The 22,129-nt window shown below is 46.5% G+C and carries 33 protein-coding genes and 1 tRNA gene; 31 read left to right on the top strand and 3 right to left on the bottom strand.

Going from position 1 to position 22,129, the window contains the following annotated elements; genetic code table 11:
* Positions 1-14 precede the first annotated feature (14 nt).
* The 7 genes from ACFPYJ_RS30680 to ACFPYJ_RS30650 all read left to right on the top strand — a co-directional run bounded on the left by ACFPYJ_RS30680 (position 15) and on the right by ACFPYJ_RS30650 (position 4,369).
* A complete protein-coding gene (locus ACFPYJ_RS30680) occupies positions 15-605 on the top strand; it encodes an NUDIX hydrolase (protein WP_379192062.1) in 591 nt (196 codons plus the stop codon).
* Positions 605-1,291: an HAD family hydrolase gene (locus ACFPYJ_RS30675; protein ID WP_379192061.1), complete on the top strand. Its 687-nt coding sequence runs from the start codon at positions 605-607 to the stop codon at positions 1,289-1,291. The genes ACFPYJ_RS30680 and ACFPYJ_RS30675 overlap by 1 nt, the downstream gene beginning before the upstream one ends.
* Positions 1,288-1,710, top strand: coding sequence for a GNAT family N-acetyltransferase (locus ACFPYJ_RS30670; RefSeq protein WP_379192060.1), 423 nt, complete (start codon positions 1,288-1,290; stop codon positions 1,708-1,710). Before ACFPYJ_RS30675 ends, ACFPYJ_RS30670 begins: the two co-directional genes overlap by 4 nt.
* Positions 1,711-1,805: 95 nt before the next feature.
* A complete protein-coding gene (locus ACFPYJ_RS30665; protein ID WP_379192059.1) occupies positions 1,806-1,952 on the top strand; it encodes a hypothetical protein in 147 nt (48 codons plus the stop codon).
* A gap of 187 nt (positions 1,953-2,139) precedes the next feature.
* Entirely contained in the window at positions 2,140-2,796 is a 657-nt protein-coding gene (locus ACFPYJ_RS30660) for a GntR family transcriptional regulator (protein WP_379192058.1), read from the top strand.
* A gap of 101 nt (positions 2,797-2,897) precedes the next feature.
* Positions 2,898-3,725, top strand: coding sequence for a PucR family transcriptional regulator (locus ACFPYJ_RS30655; RefSeq protein WP_379192087.1), 828 nt, complete (start codon positions 2,898-2,900; stop codon positions 3,723-3,725).
* A gap of 5 nt (positions 3,726-3,730) precedes the next feature.
* The gene (locus ACFPYJ_RS30650) at positions 3,731-4,369 is read left to right on the top strand and encodes a mannonate dehydratase (protein ID WP_379192057.1); all 639 of its coding nucleotides are present in this window, start codon (positions 3,731-3,733) and stop codon (positions 4,367-4,369) included.
* Positions 4,370-4,523: 154 nt separating this feature from the next.
* Here ACFPYJ_RS30650 and ACFPYJ_RS30645 read toward each other — a convergent pair whose 3' ends face one another.
* Entirely contained in the window at positions 4,524-5,912 is a 1,389-nt protein-coding gene (locus ACFPYJ_RS30645; RefSeq protein WP_379192056.1) for a mandelate racemase/muconate lactonizing enzyme family protein, read from the bottom strand.
* Between the two features lie 384 nt (positions 5,913-6,296).
* Between ACFPYJ_RS30645 and ACFPYJ_RS30640 the strand changes: the two genes are divergently transcribed.
* The 13 genes from ACFPYJ_RS30640 (at position 6,297) to ACFPYJ_RS30580 (ending at position 12,513) form a co-directional block, all read left to right on the top strand.
* A complete protein-coding gene (locus ACFPYJ_RS30640; RefSeq protein WP_379192055.1) occupies positions 6,297-6,809 on the top strand; it encodes a DUF6886 family protein in 513 nt (170 codons plus the stop codon).
* A gap of 203 nt (positions 6,810-7,012) precedes the next feature.
* Positions 7,013-7,465: a GNAT family N-acetyltransferase gene (locus ACFPYJ_RS30635; protein WP_379192054.1), complete on the top strand. Its 453-nt coding sequence runs from the start codon at positions 7,013-7,015 to the stop codon at positions 7,463-7,465.
* Positions 7,458-7,640, top strand: a complete 183-nt coding sequence (locus ACFPYJ_RS30630; protein ID WP_379192053.1) for a hypothetical protein — start codon at positions 7,458-7,460, stop codon at positions 7,638-7,640. The genes ACFPYJ_RS30635 and ACFPYJ_RS30630 overlap by 8 nt, the downstream gene beginning before the upstream one ends.
* Before the next feature lie 63 nt (positions 7,641-7,703).
* Positions 7,704-8,192 (top strand): TcaA NTF2-like domain-containing protein, encoded by a 489-nt coding sequence (locus ACFPYJ_RS30625; RefSeq protein ID WP_379192052.1) that lies wholly within the window; start codon positions 7,704-7,706, stop codon positions 8,190-8,192.
* A 349-nt stretch (positions 8,193-8,541) separates the two neighbouring features.
* A complete protein-coding gene (locus tag ACFPYJ_RS30620) occupies positions 8,542-9,057 on the top strand; it encodes a GNAT family N-acetyltransferase (RefSeq protein ID WP_379192051.1) in 516 nt (171 codons plus the stop codon).
* A 28-nt stretch (positions 9,058-9,085) separates the two neighbouring features.
* On the top strand, positions 9,086-9,505 hold the full coding sequence (locus ACFPYJ_RS30615) for a VanZ family protein (protein ID WP_379192050.1): 420 nt from the start codon (positions 9,086-9,088) through the stop codon (positions 9,503-9,505).
* A 19-nt stretch (positions 9,506-9,524) separates the two neighbouring features.
* Positions 9,525-9,659, top strand: coding sequence for a hypothetical protein (locus tag ACFPYJ_RS30610; RefSeq protein ID WP_379192089.1), 135 nt, complete (start codon positions 9,525-9,527; stop codon positions 9,657-9,659).
* Complete coding sequence (locus ACFPYJ_RS30605) at positions 9,616-9,711, top strand: HAD hydrolase family protein (RefSeq protein WP_379192049.1); 96 nt, start codon at positions 9,616-9,618, stop codon at positions 9,709-9,711. The genes ACFPYJ_RS30610 and ACFPYJ_RS30605 overlap by 44 nt, the downstream gene beginning before the upstream one ends.
* A 110-nt stretch (positions 9,712-9,821) precedes the next feature.
* Complete coding sequence (hisA, locus tag ACFPYJ_RS30600; RefSeq protein WP_379192048.1) at positions 9,822-10,589, top strand: phosphoribosylformimino-5-aminoimidazole carboxamide ribotide isomerase; 768 nt, start codon at positions 9,822-9,824, stop codon at positions 10,587-10,589.
* Between the two features lie 15 nt (positions 10,590-10,604).
* A complete protein-coding gene (locus ACFPYJ_RS30595; protein WP_379192047.1) occupies positions 10,605-10,850 on the top strand; it encodes a DUF2164 domain-containing protein in 246 nt (81 codons plus the stop codon).
* Positions 10,851-10,888: 38 nt separating this feature from the next.
* A complete protein-coding gene (locus ACFPYJ_RS30590; protein WP_379192046.1) occupies positions 10,889-11,644 on the top strand; it encodes a class I SAM-dependent methyltransferase in 756 nt (251 codons plus the stop codon).
* 49 nt (positions 11,645-11,693) lie between these two features.
* Positions 11,694-11,990: an antibiotic biosynthesis monooxygenase family protein gene (locus tag ACFPYJ_RS30585; protein WP_379192045.1), complete on the top strand. Its 297-nt coding sequence runs from the start codon at positions 11,694-11,696 to the stop codon at positions 11,988-11,990.
* Positions 11,991-12,027: 37 nt separating this feature from the next.
* A complete protein-coding gene (locus ACFPYJ_RS30580; protein WP_379192044.1) occupies positions 12,028-12,513 on the top strand; it encodes a CcdC family protein in 486 nt (161 codons plus the stop codon).
* Between the two features lie 28 nt (positions 12,514-12,541).
* Here ACFPYJ_RS30580 and ACFPYJ_RS30575 read toward each other — a convergent pair whose 3' ends face one another.
* Both ACFPYJ_RS30575 and ACFPYJ_RS30570 read right to left on the bottom strand, forming a co-directional pair.
* Positions 12,542-12,877, bottom strand: a complete 336-nt coding sequence (locus ACFPYJ_RS30575; RefSeq protein ID WP_379192043.1) for a thioredoxin family protein — start codon at positions 12,875-12,877, stop codon at positions 12,542-12,544.
* Complete coding sequence (locus ACFPYJ_RS30570; protein ID WP_379192042.1) at positions 12,874-13,254, bottom strand: MerR family transcriptional regulator; 381 nt, start codon at positions 13,252-13,254, stop codon at positions 12,874-12,876. Before ACFPYJ_RS30570 ends, ACFPYJ_RS30575 begins: the two co-directional genes overlap by 4 nt.
* 304 nt (positions 13,255-13,558) lie before the next feature.
* Here ACFPYJ_RS30570 and ACFPYJ_RS30565 point away from each other — a divergent pair, with 304 nt between their 5' ends.
* From ACFPYJ_RS30565 to ACFPYJ_RS30515, 11 genes are all read left to right on the top strand, one after another.
* Positions 13,559-14,089: a DinB family protein gene (locus tag ACFPYJ_RS30565; protein WP_379192041.1), complete on the top strand. Its 531-nt coding sequence runs from the start codon at positions 13,559-13,561 to the stop codon at positions 14,087-14,089.
* A gap of 177 nt (positions 14,090-14,266) precedes the next feature.
* Positions 14,267-15,313, top strand: coding sequence for an ROK family transcriptional regulator (locus tag ACFPYJ_RS30560; protein ID WP_379192040.1), 1,047 nt, complete (start codon positions 14,267-14,269; stop codon positions 15,311-15,313).
* 15 nt (positions 15,314-15,328) lie between these two features.
* Positions 15,329-15,664, top strand: coding sequence for a hypothetical protein (locus ACFPYJ_RS30555; protein WP_379192039.1), 336 nt, complete (start codon positions 15,329-15,331; stop codon positions 15,662-15,664).
* A 342-nt stretch (positions 15,665-16,006) separates the two neighbouring features.
* The gene (gene fdhA / locus ACFPYJ_RS30550) at positions 16,007-17,224 is read left to right on the top strand and encodes a formaldehyde dehydrogenase, glutathione-independent (RefSeq protein WP_379192038.1); all 1,218 of its coding nucleotides are present in this window, start codon (positions 16,007-16,009) and stop codon (positions 17,222-17,224) included.
* A 599-nt stretch (positions 17,225-17,823) separates the two neighbouring features.
* A complete protein-coding gene (locus ACFPYJ_RS30545) occupies positions 17,824-18,261 on the top strand; it encodes a GyrI-like domain-containing protein (RefSeq protein ID WP_379192037.1) in 438 nt (145 codons plus the stop codon).
* A gap of 252 nt (positions 18,262-18,513) precedes the next feature.
* Complete coding sequence (locus ACFPYJ_RS30540) at positions 18,514-18,972, top strand: EamA family transporter (RefSeq protein ID WP_379192036.1); 459 nt, start codon at positions 18,514-18,516, stop codon at positions 18,970-18,972.
* A gap of 24 nt (positions 18,973-18,996) precedes the next feature.
* A complete protein-coding gene (locus ACFPYJ_RS30535; RefSeq protein ID WP_379192035.1) occupies positions 18,997-19,497 on the top strand; it encodes a hypothetical protein in 501 nt (166 codons plus the stop codon).
* Positions 19,469-20,203, top strand: a complete 735-nt coding sequence (locus ACFPYJ_RS30530; RefSeq protein ID WP_379192034.1) for an HAD family hydrolase — start codon at positions 19,469-19,471, stop codon at positions 20,201-20,203. The genes ACFPYJ_RS30535 and ACFPYJ_RS30530 overlap by 29 nt, the downstream gene beginning before the upstream one ends.
* Before the next feature lie 79 nt (positions 20,204-20,282).
* A tRNA-Leu gene (locus ACFPYJ_RS30525) sits at positions 20,283-20,362 on the top strand.
* Between the two features lie 90 nt (positions 20,363-20,452).
* Positions 20,453-21,262, top strand: a complete 810-nt coding sequence (locus ACFPYJ_RS30520) for a PhzF family phenazine biosynthesis protein (RefSeq protein WP_379192033.1) — start codon at positions 20,453-20,455, stop codon at positions 21,260-21,262.
* Positions 21,263-21,322: 60 nt separating this feature from the next.
* The gene (locus tag ACFPYJ_RS30515; RefSeq protein WP_379192032.1) at positions 21,323-22,042 is read left to right on the top strand and encodes a metallophosphoesterase family protein; all 720 of its coding nucleotides are present in this window, start codon (positions 21,323-21,325) and stop codon (positions 22,040-22,042) included.
* The last annotated feature ends 87 nt before the right edge of the window (positions 22,043-22,129 follow it).

The raw sequence follows: 22,129 nt of genomic DNA, 5'->3' as shown, positions 1-22,129 counted from the left end.
ATGGTGATGCGTTCATGAAGGAGAAGCTTGCAAATTTTGCAAATCTGAACCTAATTACCACGGACGACTATCCAACGTTATCCGGAATAATTGACTGGGATATAGTCACCGCGAAGTTCACCACTGAGCAGGCTGCGGATGAATCGCTCATCAGCAATATCAGCATCGCCCCTGTTGTCGGTGACAGCTATGTGATGATGCAGGTTGAGAGCGGCAAATGGGAGCTTGCAGGCGGAACATTAGAGCCAGCTGAACCGTATATGGATGCACTAAAGCGTGAAGTGAAAGAGGAGCTTGGAGCAGAGCTTGTTTCTTATACAAGAATAGGCCACTTTAAATGTCAATCTGCTGCAGAGGGACCTTTTCGCTCGCACATTCCTCATCCTCATTTCATTCGATTAGTAGGGTATGGGGAGGTTCATATCGTCGGAGCTCCATTAAATCCGCCCGATGGTGAACAAGTAGTCGCAGTCGAGATTGTGTCCATAGAGGAGGCTGTAAGAAGATTTGAAGCCATTGACCGCTATGATATTGCTGAGCTTTACCGGTTGGCCCACAACATGAGAAGGTTAAAGGGATGCGTACATAAGGAGAGAACCCCTTGATGCCCAAAGCGATTCTGTTCGATCTATTCGAGACCCTCATCACGGAATTCTCTGATCATCAGCGTATCTCCAAGCGCAGCTATGACTATATGGCGCTTTTGGGTATCAGCAATAAAGAGTTTAAGCAAGAATGGGGAAGCAGACAGCATAAAAGGATGACAGGTTATTACCCGAATTATCATGCGGTGCTGAGCGATATCTTAACGGTACAAAATTTGCCGATTGATCATGCAGTCATCGACGGTCTGTACCAGGAGAGAATCACGGAGAAGAATTTGCCTTTCCGCCAAATCCGTGCGGACATTCTTGAGCTGTTAGCCGCCCTTAAGGCCATGAAGATTAAGATTGGGCTGATCAGTAATTGTACGGAAGAAGAAGTCCGATATTGGGGCAAAAGCGAGCTTGCTGCAGTGTTCGATGACGTTATTTTCTCCTACGAGGTTGGATTTGCGAAGCCGGACAAGGAAATTTACTTATTGTCATGTGAGAAGCTGGGAGCAGCTCCGGAAGAAGTCTGGTTCGTCGGGGACGGAGGTTCCTCGGAATTAGAGGGAGCAGCTGACGCTGGCCTCAGACCCTATCATGCGTTCTGGTTCAACACCTATATACAAAGCGGGTTTCGTAAGCTCGCTCAACCATTAGAGCTGCTTAAGATTATCGCTGAGCAAAACGGAGACCCGTTATGATTGATCTGAAGGGGTATCATCATTCTGGGGAGGTAATGAATTTATTAGCCGAATGCATGTGGCCGGATAATGAGCGATTAGAGAACGAATACCGGAACTATAGAAGTGACGATTCGCGAATTTTACTGGGTAAAATGATGAATAATCAATTAGTCGGTCTCATTGGTATTGCTCTTTTGTCACCCGGCAAAGCTGAGCTAAAGCATATTTCAGTTAAACAGGGCTATCGTAATCAAGGGCTGGGCAAAGAAATGCTTGAAGAGATCGTAGAGAAGCTTAGCCTTACCGAGCTAGCGGCGGAAACCGATAAGGATGCAGTAAACTTCTACCGGCGGACCGGGTTTCTGATTACAAGTCTCGGTGAAAAGTATCCGGGCGTTGAACGATTTTGCTGCGTCTACCGAAGGGAAGAGCCTTAGCATAGATATCCGGAAATTGTTAATTTCTCCATTCTTGGTTAACCTATAACAGCCTTGAGAGATCAGGGTGATCACAGGAATGGGAGGTCAGTGCTATGGCTCGCAAGAAAAAGCAGTCCATTGACGCAAGAAACCAGGCCCTGGAGACAAGCTCCATGCAGGCGGAAGATCATGTGGCGGGCTCCACCTCGGAGAACAAAAACCAGAAAGGACATGTGCCAAACAGCCCGTCAACAGGCTAATCGGTCATGCTCCTATCCAAAAAGAAACGGCTGTGCTGTCATCCATTGGCGGTGCAGCCGTTTTTCTCACCTGAATCGCCACAAAAAGACAAAAATCGCCAATAAAAACGGTTGTCTCCGGTAGCAGCAGCATCTATAATAAAGCTGGGCATAAGATTATCGATAATCGATAATCTTGAGAGGGGCAGTGAAAGCTATACGTGACAGTCAGGCGAACTATCCAATCAACTCGATTAGTGAACATGTTTATGCGGATTTGAAGAAGGGAATTCTTGAAGGTGATCTTCAGCCGGGTACCCGGCTTATCGTCACAGAGATTGCCGGTAAATTTCAGATCAGCCAAGCTCCGGTTCGCGAGGCATTGGAACGATTGAAGCAGGAGGCTTTAATTACCGGCGTTCCCAACAAGGGCTCGGTCGTTTCTACGATTACAGCCAAGGAAATCAAGGATATATTCGCACTTCGCGAAATTATCGAAGGGTTTGCCGTCAAACAATCGATGCCGTTATTAACTGAAGAGGACTATATCTATTTAAATAACATCATCTGCGAGATGGATAAAGCCAACAAACGTAACGAATTTCTGAGCATTTTGGAGCTGGATATGGATTTCCACGGTTTCTTCTATAAACGATGTGATAATCAGGCCGTGCTGGAGCTGTGGAACCATATGCGCACTAAAGTCATGCGTTTCATGGCGATATCCAACCGTCATTATACGACCAATGTGCTCGCTGATTGGCATCTCCTGCTCATTGATGCCCTGCGCTCGGGAGATGCGGATGCGGTTGAGGCAGCTTTCATCGAGCATATGCACGCTTATAAAATGCTTGAAATTGATTAGCTTCATGTAGTGTCCACCCTGTTATACATCTTTTCATAAAGGGGAAATGGAGCCTGCTGAGCGAAGGGCTATTGTTTAAAGATGATGTGATCTTGACTTGGATGAGAGACCGGTTTCTTCAGGATCTTGTTCTGGGGCGTAAGAATAAGAGCGCGAATTTGAAGGAAAATTTGCTCCGCCTGAATTTGAATCCCTATTATACTTATCCGGCGCTGGCACTTCTGGAGCCGATAACCCCCTATGATGACGAACATGAAAAAGTTCTCCATATCGAGAGAATGCGGGATTATTTGCAGCAGCAGGTATCTGGCGGAAGCGTTGTGTTTAGGGATGACCAGAACAGGATCGGGTTGTTATTCTCATGGGTATCCAAGGAGTTTCTGGGAGCGATTCAGCGTATGCTGAGTCAGCAATTCAGCCTTCCGGTCAATATTGGCGTAGGTAAGCCATGCAGTCATCTTTGTGACGTGAATCAGTCGTACAGACAAGCTTCCCGGGCGCTGCAAAACAAATTTTATCGGGGAACAGGACAAATTATCTACTACAGTGAGCTTAGCCGGTATGTAACCTTGAGCGATTATCCTGAGGACAAGGAGAAAGAACTGCTTGAATCCCTAAAAGCGGCAGACTCCACCTCAGAAATTGAAGAGGCTGTCAATGAATTTTATAATGGCCTGCTCGAGAATGGACCGATTGATATTAAGAATATGTATGAGCTGACAGTCCGATTGCTTATCGGAACGGAGAAAAGGCTGCTTGCCAACACCAATTATGTTAGCGCTTACGGAAAATTCGAATGCGATTCCCTGCGCGTTTTGACTCAGCGGAATAACCGTCAAGGCCAAACATATTGCGCCATAACGCAGGCGGTACATAGCTGTCTACCCAGCCAATCACCGACGGAATACCGGGAATCAGTCGGCAAATAAACGGAATGCCGCGGGTCAGCCCCAAAGATCTCCAGGAAGACAAATCGCCCGGCCGATGCGCGTCGGAACTGATGAAGGATGCCCCGCTTACGGATGCAGGCATTGTGACGGAGGAACAGCTTTGGGAGAACCTGCATTATTTCATGGAACGGATCGTACCGGTCGCGGAGGAAGCTAAGGTTAAGCTGGCGCTTCATCCGGATGAACCGCCGATTACACCGATACGCGGTGTCTCCCGCATTCTCCGCAGCGCAGCTGCTCTGCAGCGTGCGATTGATTTGGTGCCGAGTGCCTATAATGGCATCACGCTTTGCCAAGGCACCTTGGCAACGGCTGGAGATGACATTCCCCGTGTCATTCGCGATTTTGCCAGACAGGGTAAGCTGTTCTTCGTCCATTTCCGGGATGTGCGCGGAACACCGGAGAAATTTGAAGAAACTTTCCATGATGATGGTAAAACCGATATGCTCGAAGCGATGAGAACGTATTACGAGGTTGGTTTTAAAGGGCCTGCAAGACCGGATCATGTGCCGACAATGGCGGGCGAGGATAACGATAACCCGGGGTACGAGCTGCTGGGCAGACTCTATGGAGTCGGCTATATCAGCGGACTGATGGAGGCAGCCGCGGCTTCAGCGGGGTAACGAAGCGGAGGCGGAATGCGATGCATGCTGCTTCTTCTCATGATCAGAAAGTATGCCCGATAACAGAAAAGAACCTGCGGTGTTCCCTTTAATAAGGAGCGGCCGCAGGTTCTATTTTATTAGCGCTTATATGCCTTCTTGCGATTGAGTGCCCTCAGCTCCAAAGACGGTCATTGGAATAAAACGTATTCCAATTGTCTGTCGGCTCCCATAAACCCGGAATATCAGGATGCAGATGCTGTGCCAGCACCTCATCATTGAGATCGTCTATCCCGAGACCGGGTGCATCCGTCATGGTGATGAACCCGCTCTGCACCAGCTTCTTCGGCAGCTTGCTGCTGATAATAATATCATCCCACCATTCCACTTCGCAGGAATGATACTCAAGAGCGAGGAAATTCTCGGTGGCTGCGGCAACATGGGCGGCCGCCAGACAGGCAATAGGGCTCTCCGCCATATGAATCGCCATGGCAACGCCGTAATCCTGCGCCATATCCCCGATTTTCTTGGTCTCCAGAATGCCGCCTGTTGTCAGCACGTCAGGATGGATGACGGAGACCCCGCCAGCTTCGAGCAGCGGCCGGAAATTTTCCTTCAAATAGATATCCTCGCCGGTACATATCGGAGTCGTCACCGCACGCGCCAATTTCGCATACTGCTCCGTATACTGCCATGGAATCATATCTTCCATCCAGGCCAGGTTGAATTTCTCTACGCGGCGGCCAAGCTTGATACAATCCTCAAGGCCGATATGGCCGAAGTGATCGATGGCGAGGGGGACCTGATAGCCAATAACCGCTCGAACGTCAGCTACATACTGCTCCAGGATATCAAGGCCTTTTTCTGTTACGTGTATGCCTGTGAAAGGATGAGGGATGTTGTAAATATCATAATGGCGGTTCGTGATATCACGGATTTGGTCAGCGGTCATGCCGTCGAAGTTCTGGTTGTAGCGGTTTTTTGACTTTTCCCACATTTCTTCGAGAAAGCCCAGCGGTGCGCTGAGGGTCCCGGGCTGATTGATGATTTGTCCGATGCCAAGATCCATCTTCAGAAAAGTGAAGCCGGCGTCCATGCGTTTCTTCAGCGCTTCTCCCATTGCCGTACCCGTATCCTTACCGACGACTTCCGTATCGCAGTACATCCGAATTTTGTCGCGGAATTTGCCTACAAGCATTTGATAGATGGGCACTCCATAAGCTTTGCCTGCAAGATCCCACAGCGCAATCTCCAGTCCGCTTACACCGCCGCCTTGACGGGAATGACCGCCAAACTGCTTAATCCGGCGAAACAGCTTGTCGATATTACACGGGTTCTCTCCCAGAAGCCGGCTTTTGGCCATTTGCGCGTATACCTTATCTGCACCGTCACGAACTTCGCCAAAGCCGACTAATCCCTGGTTGGTATACACTTTGATCAAGCTGCTGTGGAATGGGCCGCCAACGATGTCGGTGAAACGAATATCGGTAATACGGAGCTCTGATGGACTTGAGTGCTTCTCTACGTGGGCAAGCGTTTCTTCATAGGCTTGTTTGTTACTCATGTTATTCACTCCTTGTATGGTGATGGATTTCTGCCTTCTTACAGCTTGGCCTTGTAACTTAATCTTAGTGAACTTGAGCAGGAGGTGACGATGCCGTAAAGTTATGATTTTGTTTGTTTTCTTTGAATTCTTGTTCGGCGCTCCAATGGGCTGTGGATTGCTCATGTCAAGGGTGCATATAGGCTAACAAGGATAAAGAAGCATTTACCAGCAATTGTAATTCGTGATATAGTAGAACCAGATAAGAGCTTGGCAGATAACTGAATTGCCGATGCTCTTTTTTTGTTCTAGATACAGCCAAATAGGGCCGCGGATTTACTGGATCCTATAAATGGATCGGCAGGTCGCTAGGGAGATATATGAAGAGGAAGGGTTGTTGGTTTAGTGAAATTGTTTCACTTCAGTGAGGATCCGAGTATCGCCATATTTGAACCCAGACAGTTGGAATATAGGCTGAATGAACCCGCTATGGTATGGGCTGTGGATGAGTTTCACGCCCCGCATTATTTTCTTCCGAGAGATTGTCCCAGAGTATGTGTTTGGCCTCAAGAGAGTACGACGGAAGAAGACAGACGGCAATTCTTCGGTCACTCCAAGACGGATCATCTCATTGCTGTAGAAGCAGGATGGCTGAAGAGGATCGGAACGGCGCATATCTACCGATACACCTTTAATCCGGAGAACTTCGATTTGTATGATACTAACGCAGGCTACTATACATCCACTCAAACGGTAAAACCAATTTCGATCGATCGGATCGATGATCTTATTTCCGCAATAACTTCGCTCGGAATCGAATTCCGAATCACTCCATCGCTTCTGCCTCTAAGAGATTCTATACTTGCTTCTACGGTGAATTTCTCGATGATCCGAATGAAGTTCGCCAACCAGGCTTAATTCCAAACCAAACAGGAGTGAAAGCAGATGAACGCCGACCCCCCACCGACTGCGGCGGCTAACATTCATAAGCTTCAAGCGAATCCTTACCCGGGGAGGAGCGAGAGATGCCATTATTTGATCAAATAGACGAGGTCACAACAGAGATAACCATGATTATTAAAAACCATGCTTAAGCTGCTGGTTAACCGGAGGATTATTGCATGATTCAAATTCATAATATTAGAGACCGAAACGATCAGTTTGAAGCGGCTGTGAAATATTTTGTTCAACAGTGGGGAAGTGAAATGAACGCTAATTTCTATCGAGATTGCATGGAGCTGTCCTGTATCACAGATAGCCTGCTGCCCCGATTCTATATCGCTCTGGATGGCGATGCAATCGTAGGCAGCTGCGCTTTGCTGCGAAGTGATATGAACAGCAGGCAAGACCTGGAGCCTTGGTTTGCATGCTTGTATGTAGCACCAGAGTTTAGGGGAAGAAAGCTTGGAACTGAGCTGCAAAATCACGCCATCAAGCAAGCAAAGCAAGCCGGATATAATCAGCTCTACCTGTGTACCGATTTAGATACCTATTACGAGAATAATGACTGGGTTTTCATCGGATATGGATATTCATTTAATGGCGATAGAACTCGAATCTATAAACATGAGTAACAGCCAACCTATTGCCATCATCGGAGTAAGAAGAACACTGCCGATAACGCAGGAGCAGGCGTGGGCGTATATTATTTCATCAGAAGGATTAAGCAGCTGGCTCGGTGATCTGCCGCTGCTGCATAATGGGGGCTTGTTTTTCGAAGCCGTTAAACTTTTTTTGAAACGAAACTGATCCGGCGCTATAATTAAGATCAGACTGCCGGTAGCTTTACTAGAAAGGCTTGGAGGTACATGAATGTTTGTTAAGAATTCAAAATTACACAGAATTGTACTGCTCTGTACATTCGTTTGCCTGCTTCAGCTGCTGTCTGCTTGTGCTAATGTGCAAATTAACGACAGCGACAAAAGTGATAATGTCATGAGTGAGGATATTGCGCAGAAAACTATGATTTCCTATGAGGAATCCATTATAGAGGCTATAAATAAGAACCGTTTCTCGCTGGTAGAAGGCTTGCTTGATCCTGAAGGGCCACTCTATAAACAGCAGCAGGCCTTGGTTAAACGGCTCAATGACATCAAAATCAAAGAGAAACTCATTAAGTATCAAATTATGAACATCCAGAAAACGAACGGCGTATATAAATTTTATATCATCGAGAATATTGAAATTCGTTATACGAACAGAGATTCTGAAATCAATGAATACAAATATATTTATACCGTCAAGGAAGATGACAACAAGAAGGAAGCGAAGGTTTACAGCATTGAAAAATGGGATGAATAAGAAATGAAGGTATTCACCTCGTTGGTTGCCAGTAGGGTTCGTTCGGACTGCTGCCAATAACGACAGCTCGGATCATTTGCGGAAGCTCATACTGAACCGTGGTATAATTAAACTCTATCCCAAAATAATGCGATGACATTCCCGCATTAGTAAATTCACTCACATAAGTTTTACGCTGATTTTCATAAGATAGCTAGAGAAGGGTACCTCACCCTGTATCTCTTTTTTATAAACCTGGTTAACGATGTATAATACAACTAAATTAGTAAGTGAAGACATTAGCAAACGTTGTTGATAGATGTTAGATTTTGTCTGATGGGAGCAAAGTAATGATGAGGTGCAGAGCAGCATGAACAATCTGAAGTTTGTGGAGTATTCCTCCGTTTTTTTAGAAGAGGTTCGCAAGACCTATAATTATTACGTTGAGCATACGACGATTTCATTTGACCTCGAGCCCTATACGCCTGAACAAATGACGCAATTAATCATGCCGCTTAGCTCCCTATACCGAACCTATGTCATACTTGCAAACGATGCTTACGCCGGCTATATGCTGATTACACAGCATAAAAAGAAACCTGCGTTTAATGTTACCGGAGAGATTACGATCTACCTTGAACCAAGCTGTACGGGCAAAGGGATTGGCCGGCCTTCATTGGCATTTATTGAAGATGTGGCGCGTGAGCTGAACTTTCATTCCCTTATCGCTACGATTTGCTCGGAGAATGAAGGCAGCGTTCGCATGTTTACGAAGCTTGGCTACGAGAAGGTTTCGCATTATAAAGAGGTGGGCTATAAATTTGAACGCTGGCTTGATATTGTGGTTTATCAGAAAATCCTGAAGAATGCTGATCGAAGCTGGTAAGTAAACAGGCAGGTGAAGAGAAATTCGTATGAGAAAGCTAGCTGCAATCATCACGATATCCTATACCTTATTGTTGTTTTATTGGATGTTTATGGGTTTTGGGCGATCTAACCGAATCGCTATGGGTTACAGCTACAATGTGATTCCCTTCCATACTTTGAAAATGTACATGAACCATGCGGATCATTTTGATATGCGGACCTGGTTCATTAATGTTGTGGGTAATGTTGCTGTATTCGTACCCTTCGGCATTGCAATCCCTTATCTGATAGGAATAAGGGTTATCCGCTTTACGTTATCGTTTATCGCTGCGCTGTTTATCATTGAGTTCCTGCAGCTGATTCTCCGCCGGGGCAGCTTTGATATTGATGATGTGCTCTTGAATACAATCGGCGCGATGATCGGATATTTTGTTTATTGGATATTGATGAGAATAAAGGCCGAGTAGAGAGGAAGTCCGTGATGGATTGCAATTCACGATCGCAACAGCGCGATCTTACAATTCGGCTGCGGGACTTCTGGAGCAGATTCATTTTAAGCTGCCGCTTAGCTTTATGAATGGCGTGTTTGAACGCGGAGCAGCTGATCTGCTTTGGCGATAATTTGAATGATTTGGGCATGTTCGAGGCGGCAGACGAGAAATACGCCGTATAAAATGCGCATCCGTCTGTCATCCGGGCGTCGACAGGCTTGCTGCTGTCGAATCAGGAGCACGGCGTAGCTGCTTTTTTACAATCACGGTTTCAGAAAGAAGAGGAGATCGCATGAAATTCAGACCTTGTATTGATCTGCATCATGGAAAAGTTAAACAAATTGTTGGCGAAACTCTGGGCAGCAATGACCAGAAGGTGGTCGAAAACTTCGTATCCGAGCATGATTCCGCTTATTACGCATCCATGTTCCAGAGAGATCAGCTGACAGGCGGACATGTTATCATGCTTGGAGGCGGCAATGAGGAAGCTGCGCTGCGCGCGCTGCAGGAATATCCGGGAGGCCTGCAAATCGGAGGCGGAATCACAGCCGATAACGCTGCACGATATTTGGAAGCCGGAGCATCCCAGGTTATCGTCACTTCGTTTATTTTCCGCGACGGCGAGCTTAACCGTGAGAATTTGGAGAAGATTTTTGCAGCAGTAGGGAAGGACAAGCTCGTTATTGATCTAAGCTGCAAGCAGCGGGACGGCAAATGGTTTGTCGTGACGAATCAATGGAAAACATTCAGTAATTTCGAGGTGAACGAAGCGAATTTGCGTGAGCTTGAGCGTTACTGCAGCGAATTTCTCGTTCATGCCGTGGATGTGGAAGGCAAGAGAACCGGCATATTAGAAAGCTTAGTCTCTCAGCTGGCTCAGTGGGTAACGATTCCGACTACCTATGCAGGGGGAGCGAGATCCTTCGAGGATCTGGAGCTGTTTAACCGGCTGACTGACGGCAAGCTGGATATTACAATCGGCAGCGCGCTTGATATTTTTGGCGGCGGCTTATCCTACGAAGAGGTTGTTGCTTACTGTAACCGATTAGGCATTAATTGAAAAGGAGGCAGTGCCATGATCCCCATTAAACTGCCGCGTGAGCAGAAAGAACAGATTATGGATAGTCTGATTGCTTTCTTCGAAGATGAACGATCCGAAACGCTCGGCCAAATCGGTGCAGAGCAAATCGTTGACTTCATGCTGCGTGAGATTGCTCCTTTCGTCTATAACAAAGCCATTGAGGATGCGAGGCAAGTGGTCGTTCAAAAAAGCATGTCGCTTGAAGAAGAGCTGTATGCGCTGGAGCGTAAGCGCGGTTAAAGTTGTCAGGAAGGCTTAACCAAGAAAGGGGATTCACAATGGACAGTACCAATCGCTTCTCGAACCGTGTGGAGATGTACGTGCAATATCGTCCAAGCTATCCAACGGAGGCTGTGAACCACATTGCCGCTAAAGCCGGACTGAAGGAAAATGCGGTCATCGCTGATGTGGGCTCAGGAACGGGGATTTTTACCCGGATTTTGCTGGATCGCGGGTACCGGGTGTTTGCGGTTGAACCAAACAAAGAGATGCGTGAAGCAGCGGAGAAAGCCTTAAGCAAATATAAATCTTTTGTCTCGATCAACGGTACGGCTGAAGCTGCGACGCTGCCGGGCAACTCCGTCGATTGCATTGTATCCGCGCAGGCCTTTCATTGGTTTGATATCGAGCCGACGCGGCTCGAGTTCAGTCGTATGTTGAAGCCGGGAGGGATTGCTGCGCTTGTCTGGAACAGACGGCTTTCGGAAGCAGATGCTTTTGCAACCGAATATGAGCAGCTTTTGAAGCAATCTGCCGTGGATTACACGATCGTGGATCATCGTCTGCTCGGACATGAGCAGTTTGCTGCATTTTTCCGTGATGGTCAGTATGAACGAAATGAATTTGCCAATGAGCAAAAATTCGATCTGGCCGGTTTAATAGGCCGTGCCTTATCCTCTTCCTACACCCCTCCTCCTGGGACGGAGCATCATGAAGCTTTCCTGGCAAAGCTGGAAGCGATCTTTCATAAGCATCAACAGAATGGACAAGTAACATTCCACTACAAAACGGAAGTATACAGCGGCAAGGTGTAGGTTTATGGCTTGAAACAGTACAGCAATCGAGCCCGAAGGAGAGAGTCAGATGATATTGGAAGTTGCGATTCTGCAGGTCAAGCCTGAACGAAACGATACGTTTGTGTCCACCTTTAAACAGGCTTCGGCTATCATTTCCTCCATGCAGGGATATATCAGGCACGAGCTTCAGCATTGCCTCGAACGAAATAACCAATATATTCTGCTTGTCTGGTGGGAGACGCTTGAGGATCATACAACCGGATTCCGTCAATCGCCGGAATATCAGGAGTGGAAGAAACTGCTGCATGACTACTATGATCCGTTCCCTACAGTTGAGCATTATGAGAACGTGAATTTGACTTAAGTTCGATCAGTTTCCCGTTATTGGAGGAGAATAGAACTTGCAAATACAAACGATCCCCATTGTGCTGGCAGCCGCAGCGCTGATTATCTGGAGAAGAACGAGAGCAGTATCCAGGCCGATTCAAGGAAAAGGGTTGAAAATGCTGCTTCCGCTGCTTTTTCTCATTCCAGCAGTACTGATGTTTGCAAACCCTGAGCTGCATCTTACGATACGTGAGATTGTGCTTGCAGTCGGAACAGGAATCGTATTATCGATCCCGTTAATTCTGACCACTAACTATGAGCTTCGTGCGGATGGACAGATCTACGCGAAGAAAAGCACAGGATTCATCATATCTTTCGTTGGTTTGCTCATCTTCCGGCTCGTGCTTCGCGATTATTTATCCAATCTGGATCCAAATGAGCTGACCGCTCTATTCTTCTTGGTAGCTGCCGCGTATATTCTGCCTTGGCGAATCGCCAGCTATTTGAAGTTTCGCCGCTTGCTTGAATCAAGAACGGCGAAATCTGATTCCAAGGGATGATTCTTAGCTTAACTAGCGGATCGCAGTGTTAACTGCGATCCGCTTCAATTAAGTGCTGGTCGATGAGGCTCTTGTAGATGCCTTTCGGGCGAAGGCCGACTAGCTTATCGACAGCTTGCCCGTCTTTATACAGTACGACAGTCGGCGTGCTCATAACACCATGTGCAGCTGCGGCATGCGGCGAAGAATCGCAGTTAATCTGAATAATGGTCACAGCTTCATCAGACAGATCATTAGCCAGCTCATCTAAAATTGGCAGCAGCGTCCGGCATGGCGGGCACCAGAGTGTACCGAATTCAATGAGAGGCACGCCCGTTGTACGGATATGCTCCTGGAGTTCAGCCTCGCTTACTTCTTGAATCATTTGTCATCCTCCTTTTTCTGAACAGCTTCTGATTCTTCTCTCATGTACCGAATGCGATCTTCCAGATTGGACTTTATCGAGGTAAGCATGGCGATCTGCGCATCTACCTCTGCCAGCTTTTGTTGATAAATCGGCATAATTTCCGTGCAAAAGGATTCCTTGTTCACCATGACACAATGCAGAAAACTGGAGATTTGCTCCGTGGACAGACCCAGCGAGATGTAGAATTGGATCGTCTTCACCTGCTCCACGGCAAAGGGATGGTACATTCGGTAGCCGTTCATCAGCCGTCCTGGCTGCAGCAGGCCTTGCTGTTCGTAATACCGCAGCGACCGAACGCTGACGCCGCTTTTCTCTGATAGCTCGCCGATTTTCACGTCTGCTGATCTCCTTCCGTATGACTTTCAATATCATCATAATCCCTGACATTAATGTGAAGGTCAATAGGGTAAATAAAATGCTTAAGGATTGAGTAGGGCTCTCGAAGAGAGCTCTTTTTTTGTGTAAGATGACTGCAGGAGAATAAGTCGAACGGAGTCGATAGCGCGCAATGACGATTCCAAATGAATAGAAAGGCGTTGGTCGTCTACTTGATGATCAGCGCCTTTTTCTCGTTAAATCCCGTCTTGTGCTGATTTCTATGGGAATGTAAAATAATGCTATGAATAGGGAGGGAATGCGATGAATGTGGACCCGAACCAGCTTTATCTGGTAACTGGAATAGAAGGCTACACCCCTCAAGTGAGCTATTTATTATCAATGATGAACTATGCCAGACATACGACATTGATGGCCGTTAAAGGTCTAAGCATGCAGCAGCTGGACGAACCGGTAGATGCGAACAGCAACACCATCGGTGCTCTACTGCTTCATTTTGCTGCTTTGGAGTACGCATATCAGGTAGAGACCTTCGAGCAGCGTGAACTAACGAAGGAAGAAATTGCGAAATGGGGGCCAGCTCTGGATCTGGGGGAGGAGGGCAGGCGGGCCATTAAAGGTCATGAACTGAATTATTACCTGAGGCAAATGGAAGAGGTACGCAATCGTTCCCATCAATTATTCAGACGCGTGGATGATGATTGGCTGTTTCAGGAGGAGGAATTCTGGCATAAGAAGCAGGCGAATTATTATTTCATGTGGTTTCATGTGCTGGAGGATGAAATTAACCATCGCGGACAAATCAGATGGATGCGTAAGCGGCTGCGGGCATAACGAGATAGCTAACAGAACAAAAGCTGCGTTTACGGTTCTTTGAGCAGAGGTAAACACAGCTTTTTCTTGCGCGGCTAACAGCTTGTGCAGAATAAGCTTTAGAAAACGAGCTTGAAATTAATCTTCTGAATGTGATAAGCTCGAGTAGTAATTAAAGAACTTTAATAAGTTGCGGCGGTGAGCACAATCGACCTTTCCTCTATTACCCCCAAAACCATGGGCGAAGTGATTCGTCAGCATATTCGACTTGCGCTCCACACGAATATCATTTCAACAACAGCAGAAATTGCTCAGAAGACCGGCATTAGTTTTCCCACAATCAGCAAAACATTGGATGAAATGAATGATCAAGGGGAAGTTTTATTGAACGGGCTTGGCTTGTCCAGCGGAGGACGACGGCCCAAAGAATACAGATTGAATCCGGACTTTCGGTTTGGTTTGGCGATATGCTTAGAGAAGGATTTCACCGCGTATACGCTTATTAATTATGTAGGTGAGATCATTGAACATTCAACACTGCCAGGTGTTTTATCGGATGGTCCTAAGCAGCTAACAGGACAAATCGACGATTACGTGAGAGCTCATTCTAATTTGTATACGCTGACATTCGGTGTCCCCGGGGCGGTTAATAAAGGGCGTGCCTCTTATATTCCTTCGTTTGATAATTTCAAAAACTTTGATTTCAAAACTTATTATGAAGCTGAATTTTCCATTCATGTTCATGCGGAAAATGATGTGAATACAGCCGTTTATGGCTATCATGACCGTCTATTCAATGATAAAAACTTGTCTATCGTTTATGTATACCTTGGAAACAGGGGCATAGGTGCCGGGGTAATCATGAACGGTGAGGTGGTAAGAGGCAGCACTTCGTTTTCGGGGGAAGTATCCTTGCTGCCTCTCTATGATAAGACGAGTTTTCTTCAGGCGTTTCAAGGATCATTAGAAGCAGCGTCACCGAATGAAGGGCATCTCGATTTTATCGATGCCATGAGCCGCTTGGTAGCGACTTTAGCGGCGACTATTAATCCTCATAAAGTTATTTTTTCGGGCACTTATTTAGCTCCATCCACGCTTCTGGATATTCAACAAAGAAGCGCTCATTATGTGCCGGAAGAAAACGTGCCTGCTCTTGAAATCAGCGAATGGGGACAGGATTATTCATTTGGGCTGCATCAACTTACGATGAGAAGCATGCTGGATATGGGAAAGCTTAATATCTGAAAGGTGGTTAATCCAATGCCGGGACGATGCAGGGAAATGAAATGGTTCGATGATCAGGAGGAAATAAAACATCTATTTCAGCATTCTTTCGATCGGGAGCGGCTGCTGGCGATTTCAGAAAATGAAGAGCTCGTCCAAAAAGTAGTGACCTATCTGGATAGCATCGGACAGATGACGGATGCAAAAGGGTATGTGATGCAGGCAAGAGAAATGATTGCGTCGGATCCTCAAGCTAACAATTGGGTATATATTGTTTTCGACCATGGATTGTCTATAAAAATCATTGCCGGTCCGATTGGAGACAGTCAAGCCATCGAATGGCAGGCTGACAGTTTCAGGGGTAATTATTGATTCGATTACTTTTTAAAGAAGATTAATAAGCTGCTGATTGGAATGGTACTTTAGCCATTTCATCAGAATAAATAGGAGCTAGAAGTAGGGCTAACGATGACCTCCGGAACGAGTGGCGTTTCTCGCACGGGGAAGCTCTTTCAATTGCATCCCGAGATCGGAATGGGTCTTCTGAAGGCTTCGCTTGCTGGCGTACACATGCTGGAACAAACAAATCCCGGAAATCACAACTAAAGGCTTATTTTTATTTTAACATGGATTTTCTTTGTGGAAGCGATTACAATAATAAGAGATTCATAGAGCATCTGAATAACCAAACCTTACTAAGGGAGTGGGCAATGAATGGCTGGAAATCGCGCGGTTGTCTATGTAGAATCAGGAAAAGTAGAGGTGCGGGATATTTCTTACCCGGATCTTATTTTGCGGGATGGCCCAGGTGTCAATCCTTTGAATGTCGGTAGAAAATGTGAGCACGGTGTTATTCTCAAGGTCGTAACCACTAATATTTGCGGTAGTGACCAGCATATGGTGCGCGGACGCACAACGGCTCCAAGCGGACTCGTTCTCGGTCATGAAATTACAGGTGAAGTTATCGAGGTTGGCCGTGATGTTGAATTTATAAAAAAAGGTGATTTGGTTTCCGTACCGTTCAATATTGCATGCGGCCGTTGTCGCAACTGTAAGGAACGGAACACGAATGTTTGCAGTAACGTTAATCCAGACCGTCCGGGCTCGGCTTATGGTTATGTCGACATGGGCGGCTGGGTCGGCGGGCAGTCTGAATATGTAATGGTGCCTTATGCAGACTTCCAGCTGTTGAAATTCCCGGACAAAGATCGCGCGATGGAGAAAATTCTTGATCTGACGATGCTTTCGGATATCTTCCCGACTGGTTACCACGGTGCTGTCAGTGCCGGCGTTAAGCCGGGTTCGACGGTTTATGTGGCAGGCGCTGGACCTGTTGGGCTTGCAGCGGCCCACTCCGCGCAGCTGCTTGGAGCAGCGGTGGTGATTGTTGGAGATCTTAACAGCGAGCGTCTGGCACAGGCAAGAAGCTTTGGCTGTGAAACGGTCAATTTGAGAGAGCATCCGAATCTAGCGGAGCAAATCGATCAAATACTAGGCGTACCTGAAGTGGATTGTGCAATTGACTGTGTAGGCTTCGAAGCTCACGGTCATGGGCATTCACATGGTGAAGCCCCGGCTACCGTATTGAATTCGATCATGGAAGTCACTCGTGCCGGCGGTAAGCTTGGTATTCCGGGACTCTATGTAACAGGTGATCCTGGTGCGGTGGATGAGGATGCTAAAATTGGGACATTAAAAATCCGGTTTGGGCTTGGCTGGGCCAAATCCCATACCTTCGTCACTGGACAAACACCGGTCATGCAGTATCATCGGGAGCTCATGACTGCTATTTTGAGCGGCAAGGCTCAAATTGCCAAAGCCGTTAACGCAACCTTGATCTCAATTGATCAAGCTCCTGCTGCTTACAGCGAGTTTGATAGAGGTGCGTCGAAGAAGTTCGTTATCGACCCGCATAATCTAATTAGACGGTAGTTTCATAGATAAGAGAAAAGGCATCAAGCTTAATCCAATAAACCTCTAAACCTCTCAACCTGCCTTCTTAGTAGAAGGGGGTTGGAGGTTTTTTGCGTGTATCGCTCAATGGAAAGCTAACAAATTGATAATCTGATCGATGCAGCCTTTTTGTGTAATCATTAAGGTCAAGAGTGACTGAATCATGGCATATTATTAGAAGAGTACCTCGTGTTCATTCAACGTTCCAGGGAAGGCGGTTCTTCACAAACCGGTGCATGCGCTTTACGGCTGATGATCTTGCCGATCAGGCCGGAGCCCGTCGATTATGGCTTGATCGTAGGGCTTCTGTACAGCAAATTAAGTGAGCAAGACAGATGTCCATCCGAGGCGCTGTCTTTTTTTGAAAGCATCTTTAGAAATGAGTTTTACCTAAAAGAAAAGTTACCCTACAAGTTGTGAACATGATAAACTGAAATTGGTCACTCAACTGGAACGTACCGTGTCAGCCGATCGTATTTGCTTTCGAAGCAGTTTTTGTTGGATGTACCGACGACGGTTCACTTAGGCAATGCCTCACAAAAACTTTTAGGGGGTCGTTCGCAATGGATAACTGTACATTGATTACGAAGCCAGCTTTAAACATGGTTGGTATCAGCTATTGCGGTCCGTATTCGACGTTTCCGGATGAAGCCATTCTATTGCAGACCGAGTTTCTCTCCAGAAAGCATGAGCTTAATGTGGAGTTAAAGTCTTCGGTGCTTTATAGCCCTTATTTTGGAAACGAAGTATTTGCCACCTACTGGGCTTGCTTTGAAGTTCCGCATATGGATGCAGTGCCCAAAGGAATGGTTCAATTTACAATTCCTGAGCGCACTTATGCAATGGTGACCTGTACAAACAAACGAATTGGTGAAGGTTACGAGACCTTAGCAGCATGGATGAATGAGCAAAAGCTATATAAAAGGGAAAATGCAGTTTCCTTGGAGATATTCTTCATTGATGAACATTTGGAAGAGGAACCCGTTGATTTACTCATCCCAATCTTAGAAAATTAATGGCAAGCTCGCTTCACTCTATACATTATGGGTATGAATGGCGCTGCTTACGAACAAGAAGGAGAACATGACATCTAATGACAGCAGCCCGATTTTTTACACATCCCTTTGGCATTGTCGGTGCCTCGCTTTTTTTATGCAGGATTGTCGATGAGCACTGGCGTTGCGGGAGCCGTCATTGCGGGGACGATATCATTCTTTTAAATTCTGCTGGCCCATTTTTTCTATAAGAATGACCGATTATCCGGTACTGTGGCACTCGGGTTACTGGTCGGATTTACTGGTCTGCTGGTGCTTGGATTAGCCAAGCATAGAGGGGGAAGTGGCCCGATTTTCTCAATCGGGGAGGTGCTGCTGATGTGTGCGTCTTTCTTTAATGCTTGTGCCAATTTACTCTCGCGCCGCGCGGCTGGAGCTTATAGTATTCCTTATATTAATGGCTATCAGATGGTGCTTGGCGGAATTCTGTTATGCGCGATATCTAGTTGGAAATCAAGCTTGTTTCCATTTCTGTTTGACTGGCCATCTATGCTGATGCTGCTGCATCTGGCAGTCGTTTCAGCAGTAGGTTTCATGCTGTGGAACAATGTTATGAAATATAATCAAGTGGGCAGTGTCTCCATGTACTTGTTTCTCATTCCCGTATTTGGCGTATTTCAGTCCGCCATATTTCTATCCGAACCGCTAACATTGGCTGTATTGGCCCTCTGATGCTTGTCAGCTTGGGCATTATAATTGTCAACCGGAGTAAAGGAGCTGCGAAGCCTGCAAAAAGTTAACCGATCAATGGCGCCTGGCCTACTCATACGAGGAGCCCTAGCGGGACTTACGTCAGGAATTGTTCTGGCCTTCATTCTTAAGGGTGCGCAAAAGTTAACCAGTGAGCTTGTATATACACTTTTGTTGAATATTGATTTTGTAGCTTTTATGCCGAAGCGGCTGCCGGAAGCAGTGGAGTTAGCTCTCCATCTTGCTGTCTCCATCCCGCTCGGCATTATTTATCTGGTCGCAGTATCTTATACCGGATATCGGTTTCTAGTTGGTATCGTTCTAGGCTTGGCAGCTGGCTGCATATGGATTCCGCTTACACTTGTCTCAGTCCGGGTGCCTTCGATTTTCGATGGCCGGGCGCTGCTGTTGTGGCTAATTGCTCACATTGTTTATGGATGTATACTTGCATTATTTGCTGGAAGGAGCACCCGGGAGTATGAAAGGCATAAAACTGGTTCTCTTTGATGTGGATGATACTCTGTATGACTTTGAACGGAATTGGCAGCTCACCGTAGAGTCCGTCTTTCAATCCCACCCTCTTACAAGCGGATACGAACAGAAACGGATATGCAGCTTGTTTAACCGCTATAGTGAAATGCATTGGAGCAAAACCGTATGCGGAGAGCTGACTTTTCAACAGTATCGACGGCTTCGGCTGCAGGAGACCTTGGAGCAATTCGGTGAAACGCTGCTCGATGAAGCATTCGATTCCTTTACGCAGGCTTTCATCGAGACTAGTTTATCTCAGATGCAAGCTGATGTTAAAGTACGGGCTGTTCTTCAACGAATCACTGAACAGTATGCAGTTGGAATCATCACGAATGGGGCAAATGATACTGCTCGAGAGAAGCTGGCACGTCTAGGATTAAGTGAATTTTTTCCTCTGAATACGGTAATTGTGTCTTCGGACGTAGGAGTGGGTAAGCCTGATCCGGCTATTTTTGATCTTACATTGAAGCAAATTGGTTATCGAGCTGAGGAAACTGTATTCGTCGGGGACTCCTGGTCAGCAGATATTGTCGGTGCATTGAATGCAGGACTTCATGCGATTTGGTTCAATCCGAAGGGAGTAGAGCCGCTTACGACACATGAGCCATTAGCGATTATTAAGCATCTCTCTGAGCTTGAGCATGTCTTAAAGGATGAATCTCAAAAAAATAATAAAAATTAATAAATTCAGTTGCAAATGTCCCGAATCCATGCTATATTATTGAAACGGACAAGAAATACAATTGTTCGTTACGAAATGCGCGCGTATGGCGGAATTGGCAGACGCACTAGACTTAGGATCTAGCGGGCGACCGTGGGGGTTCAAGTCCCTCTACGCGCATTATGCTTTTGGAGAAGCCCTCAAGATCATTGATCTCGAGGGCTTTTCTTCTATTCATTTCCAATATGGCTGGAACAGGGGGTTATATAAATGTCATTACCAATGGCAATCATTGATGCTTTTACTTCTGCGCCGTTTAAAGGCAATCCGGCAGCCGTCTGTTTGCTTGATCGGGAAGCAGAGGAGCAATGGATGCAGCAGGTGGCAGAAGAAATGAATCTGCCCGAGACAGCCTTTCTGGTGCCATTGGAGGAAGGCAGCTACACGCTGCGCTGGTTTACACCAACGACAGAAGTGGATTTATGCGGACATGCAACACTTGCTAGTGCCCATTATTTGTGGACGAATGGCCATATTCAGCTTGATCAGGCTCCTCGGTTTCATACCCGGAGCGGACTATTAACTGCTCAGCGTTCGGAGAATGGCAGCATTACATTAAATTTCCCTGCTGAACCGGTCAAACAAACCACGGCTCCGGAAGAGCTTTTGCACGGATTGGGGCTTATTCCGCGCTTCGCGGGCCGTAACCGAATGGATTTTCTTGTGGAAGTGGACAGTGAAGAGACGGTAAGGACGCTTAAGCCGGACTATGGGCTGCTTGCTCGTGTTCCAGCTAGAGGGATCATTGTCACAAGCCGTTCCAGCGGCATGTTCAATACCGCGTATGATTTCGTATCAAGAGCGTTCTTTCCGGCTTCGGGGATCAACGAAGATCCCGTAACGGGTTCGGCACATTGTGCTCTTGCACCTTATTGGCAGAAGCGTCTGCGTAAAGACGAGCTGCGTGCTTATCAGGCATCTGCCCGAGGCGGAGAATTGCTGGTTCGGGTCGAGGGTGACCGAGTGTTCATGACAGGTGAAGCAGTAACGATCGTATTAGGAAATTTAGAAATAGGTTAGGCGTTGTATTAAGGTAGTCAACTGAATCATGTAACAAAGCGAAAGAGCAGGAGTTAGGACATGAAGCGAACCATTGTAATTAGCGATATCCATGGATGTATAACAGAATTTAATGACCTTCTTGATTTGGCTGGTTATCAACCTGATCAGGATCAATTAATTGTTATTGGTGATTATGTGGATCGCGGCCTTCACAGCAAAGAGGTCGTGGAGCGTTTAATTCAGCTGGCCGAACAGCATAATGTCATTGCACTAAGAGGGAATCACGATCAACGGTTGATTGATTTAGTGCGACTTGGTAATCATCATGTAATTCAGAAATTTCTGATGTATGGCGGAAAGGCAGCGATAAAGAGTTACCTGGGGCTAGATTGTCCTCTAGATGAAATTGATGTGCAAACGGCCCGTACAGCGGCATCCTTTATTGCTGAGCATTATGAGCACCATATTTCTTGGCTGGAGCAGCTTCCCTTGTATGCGGAAGACAGCCGTCATATTTATGTTCACGCAGGCCTTAACCCCAGCTACTCGGACTGGAAGGAGCAGCCGGACGAAGATTTTATGTACATTAAAGAAAGATTCCTGCAGCAGCCAACGGTGGCGGATAAAACGGTCGTTTTCGGGCATACGAGAACATTTGAAATTCAAGGATCTGCCGATATTTGGTTTGGAGATGGTAAAATCGGTATCGACGGCGGCTGCGCATATGGACAGCAGCTTAATGCGCTGGAGATCGGCAGCGATGGACAATATCGCACTTATAAGATTTCTGCACAATAAAAAGCTCCCTGGATAGGGAGGAGGCCACTGAAGAACTTAAGCTTTTCCAGTGACCCAAGTTATATTTAAAGAAAAGCGACACTTACC

The sequence above is a fragment of the Paenibacillus solisilvae genome (genome assembly GCF_042656405.1).
Classification (GTDB): domain Bacteria; phylum Bacillota; class Bacilli; order Paenibacillales; family Paenibacillaceae; genus Paenibacillus_Z; species Paenibacillus_Z solisilvae.
This window is presented reverse-complemented; position numbering and strand designations above follow the sequence as displayed.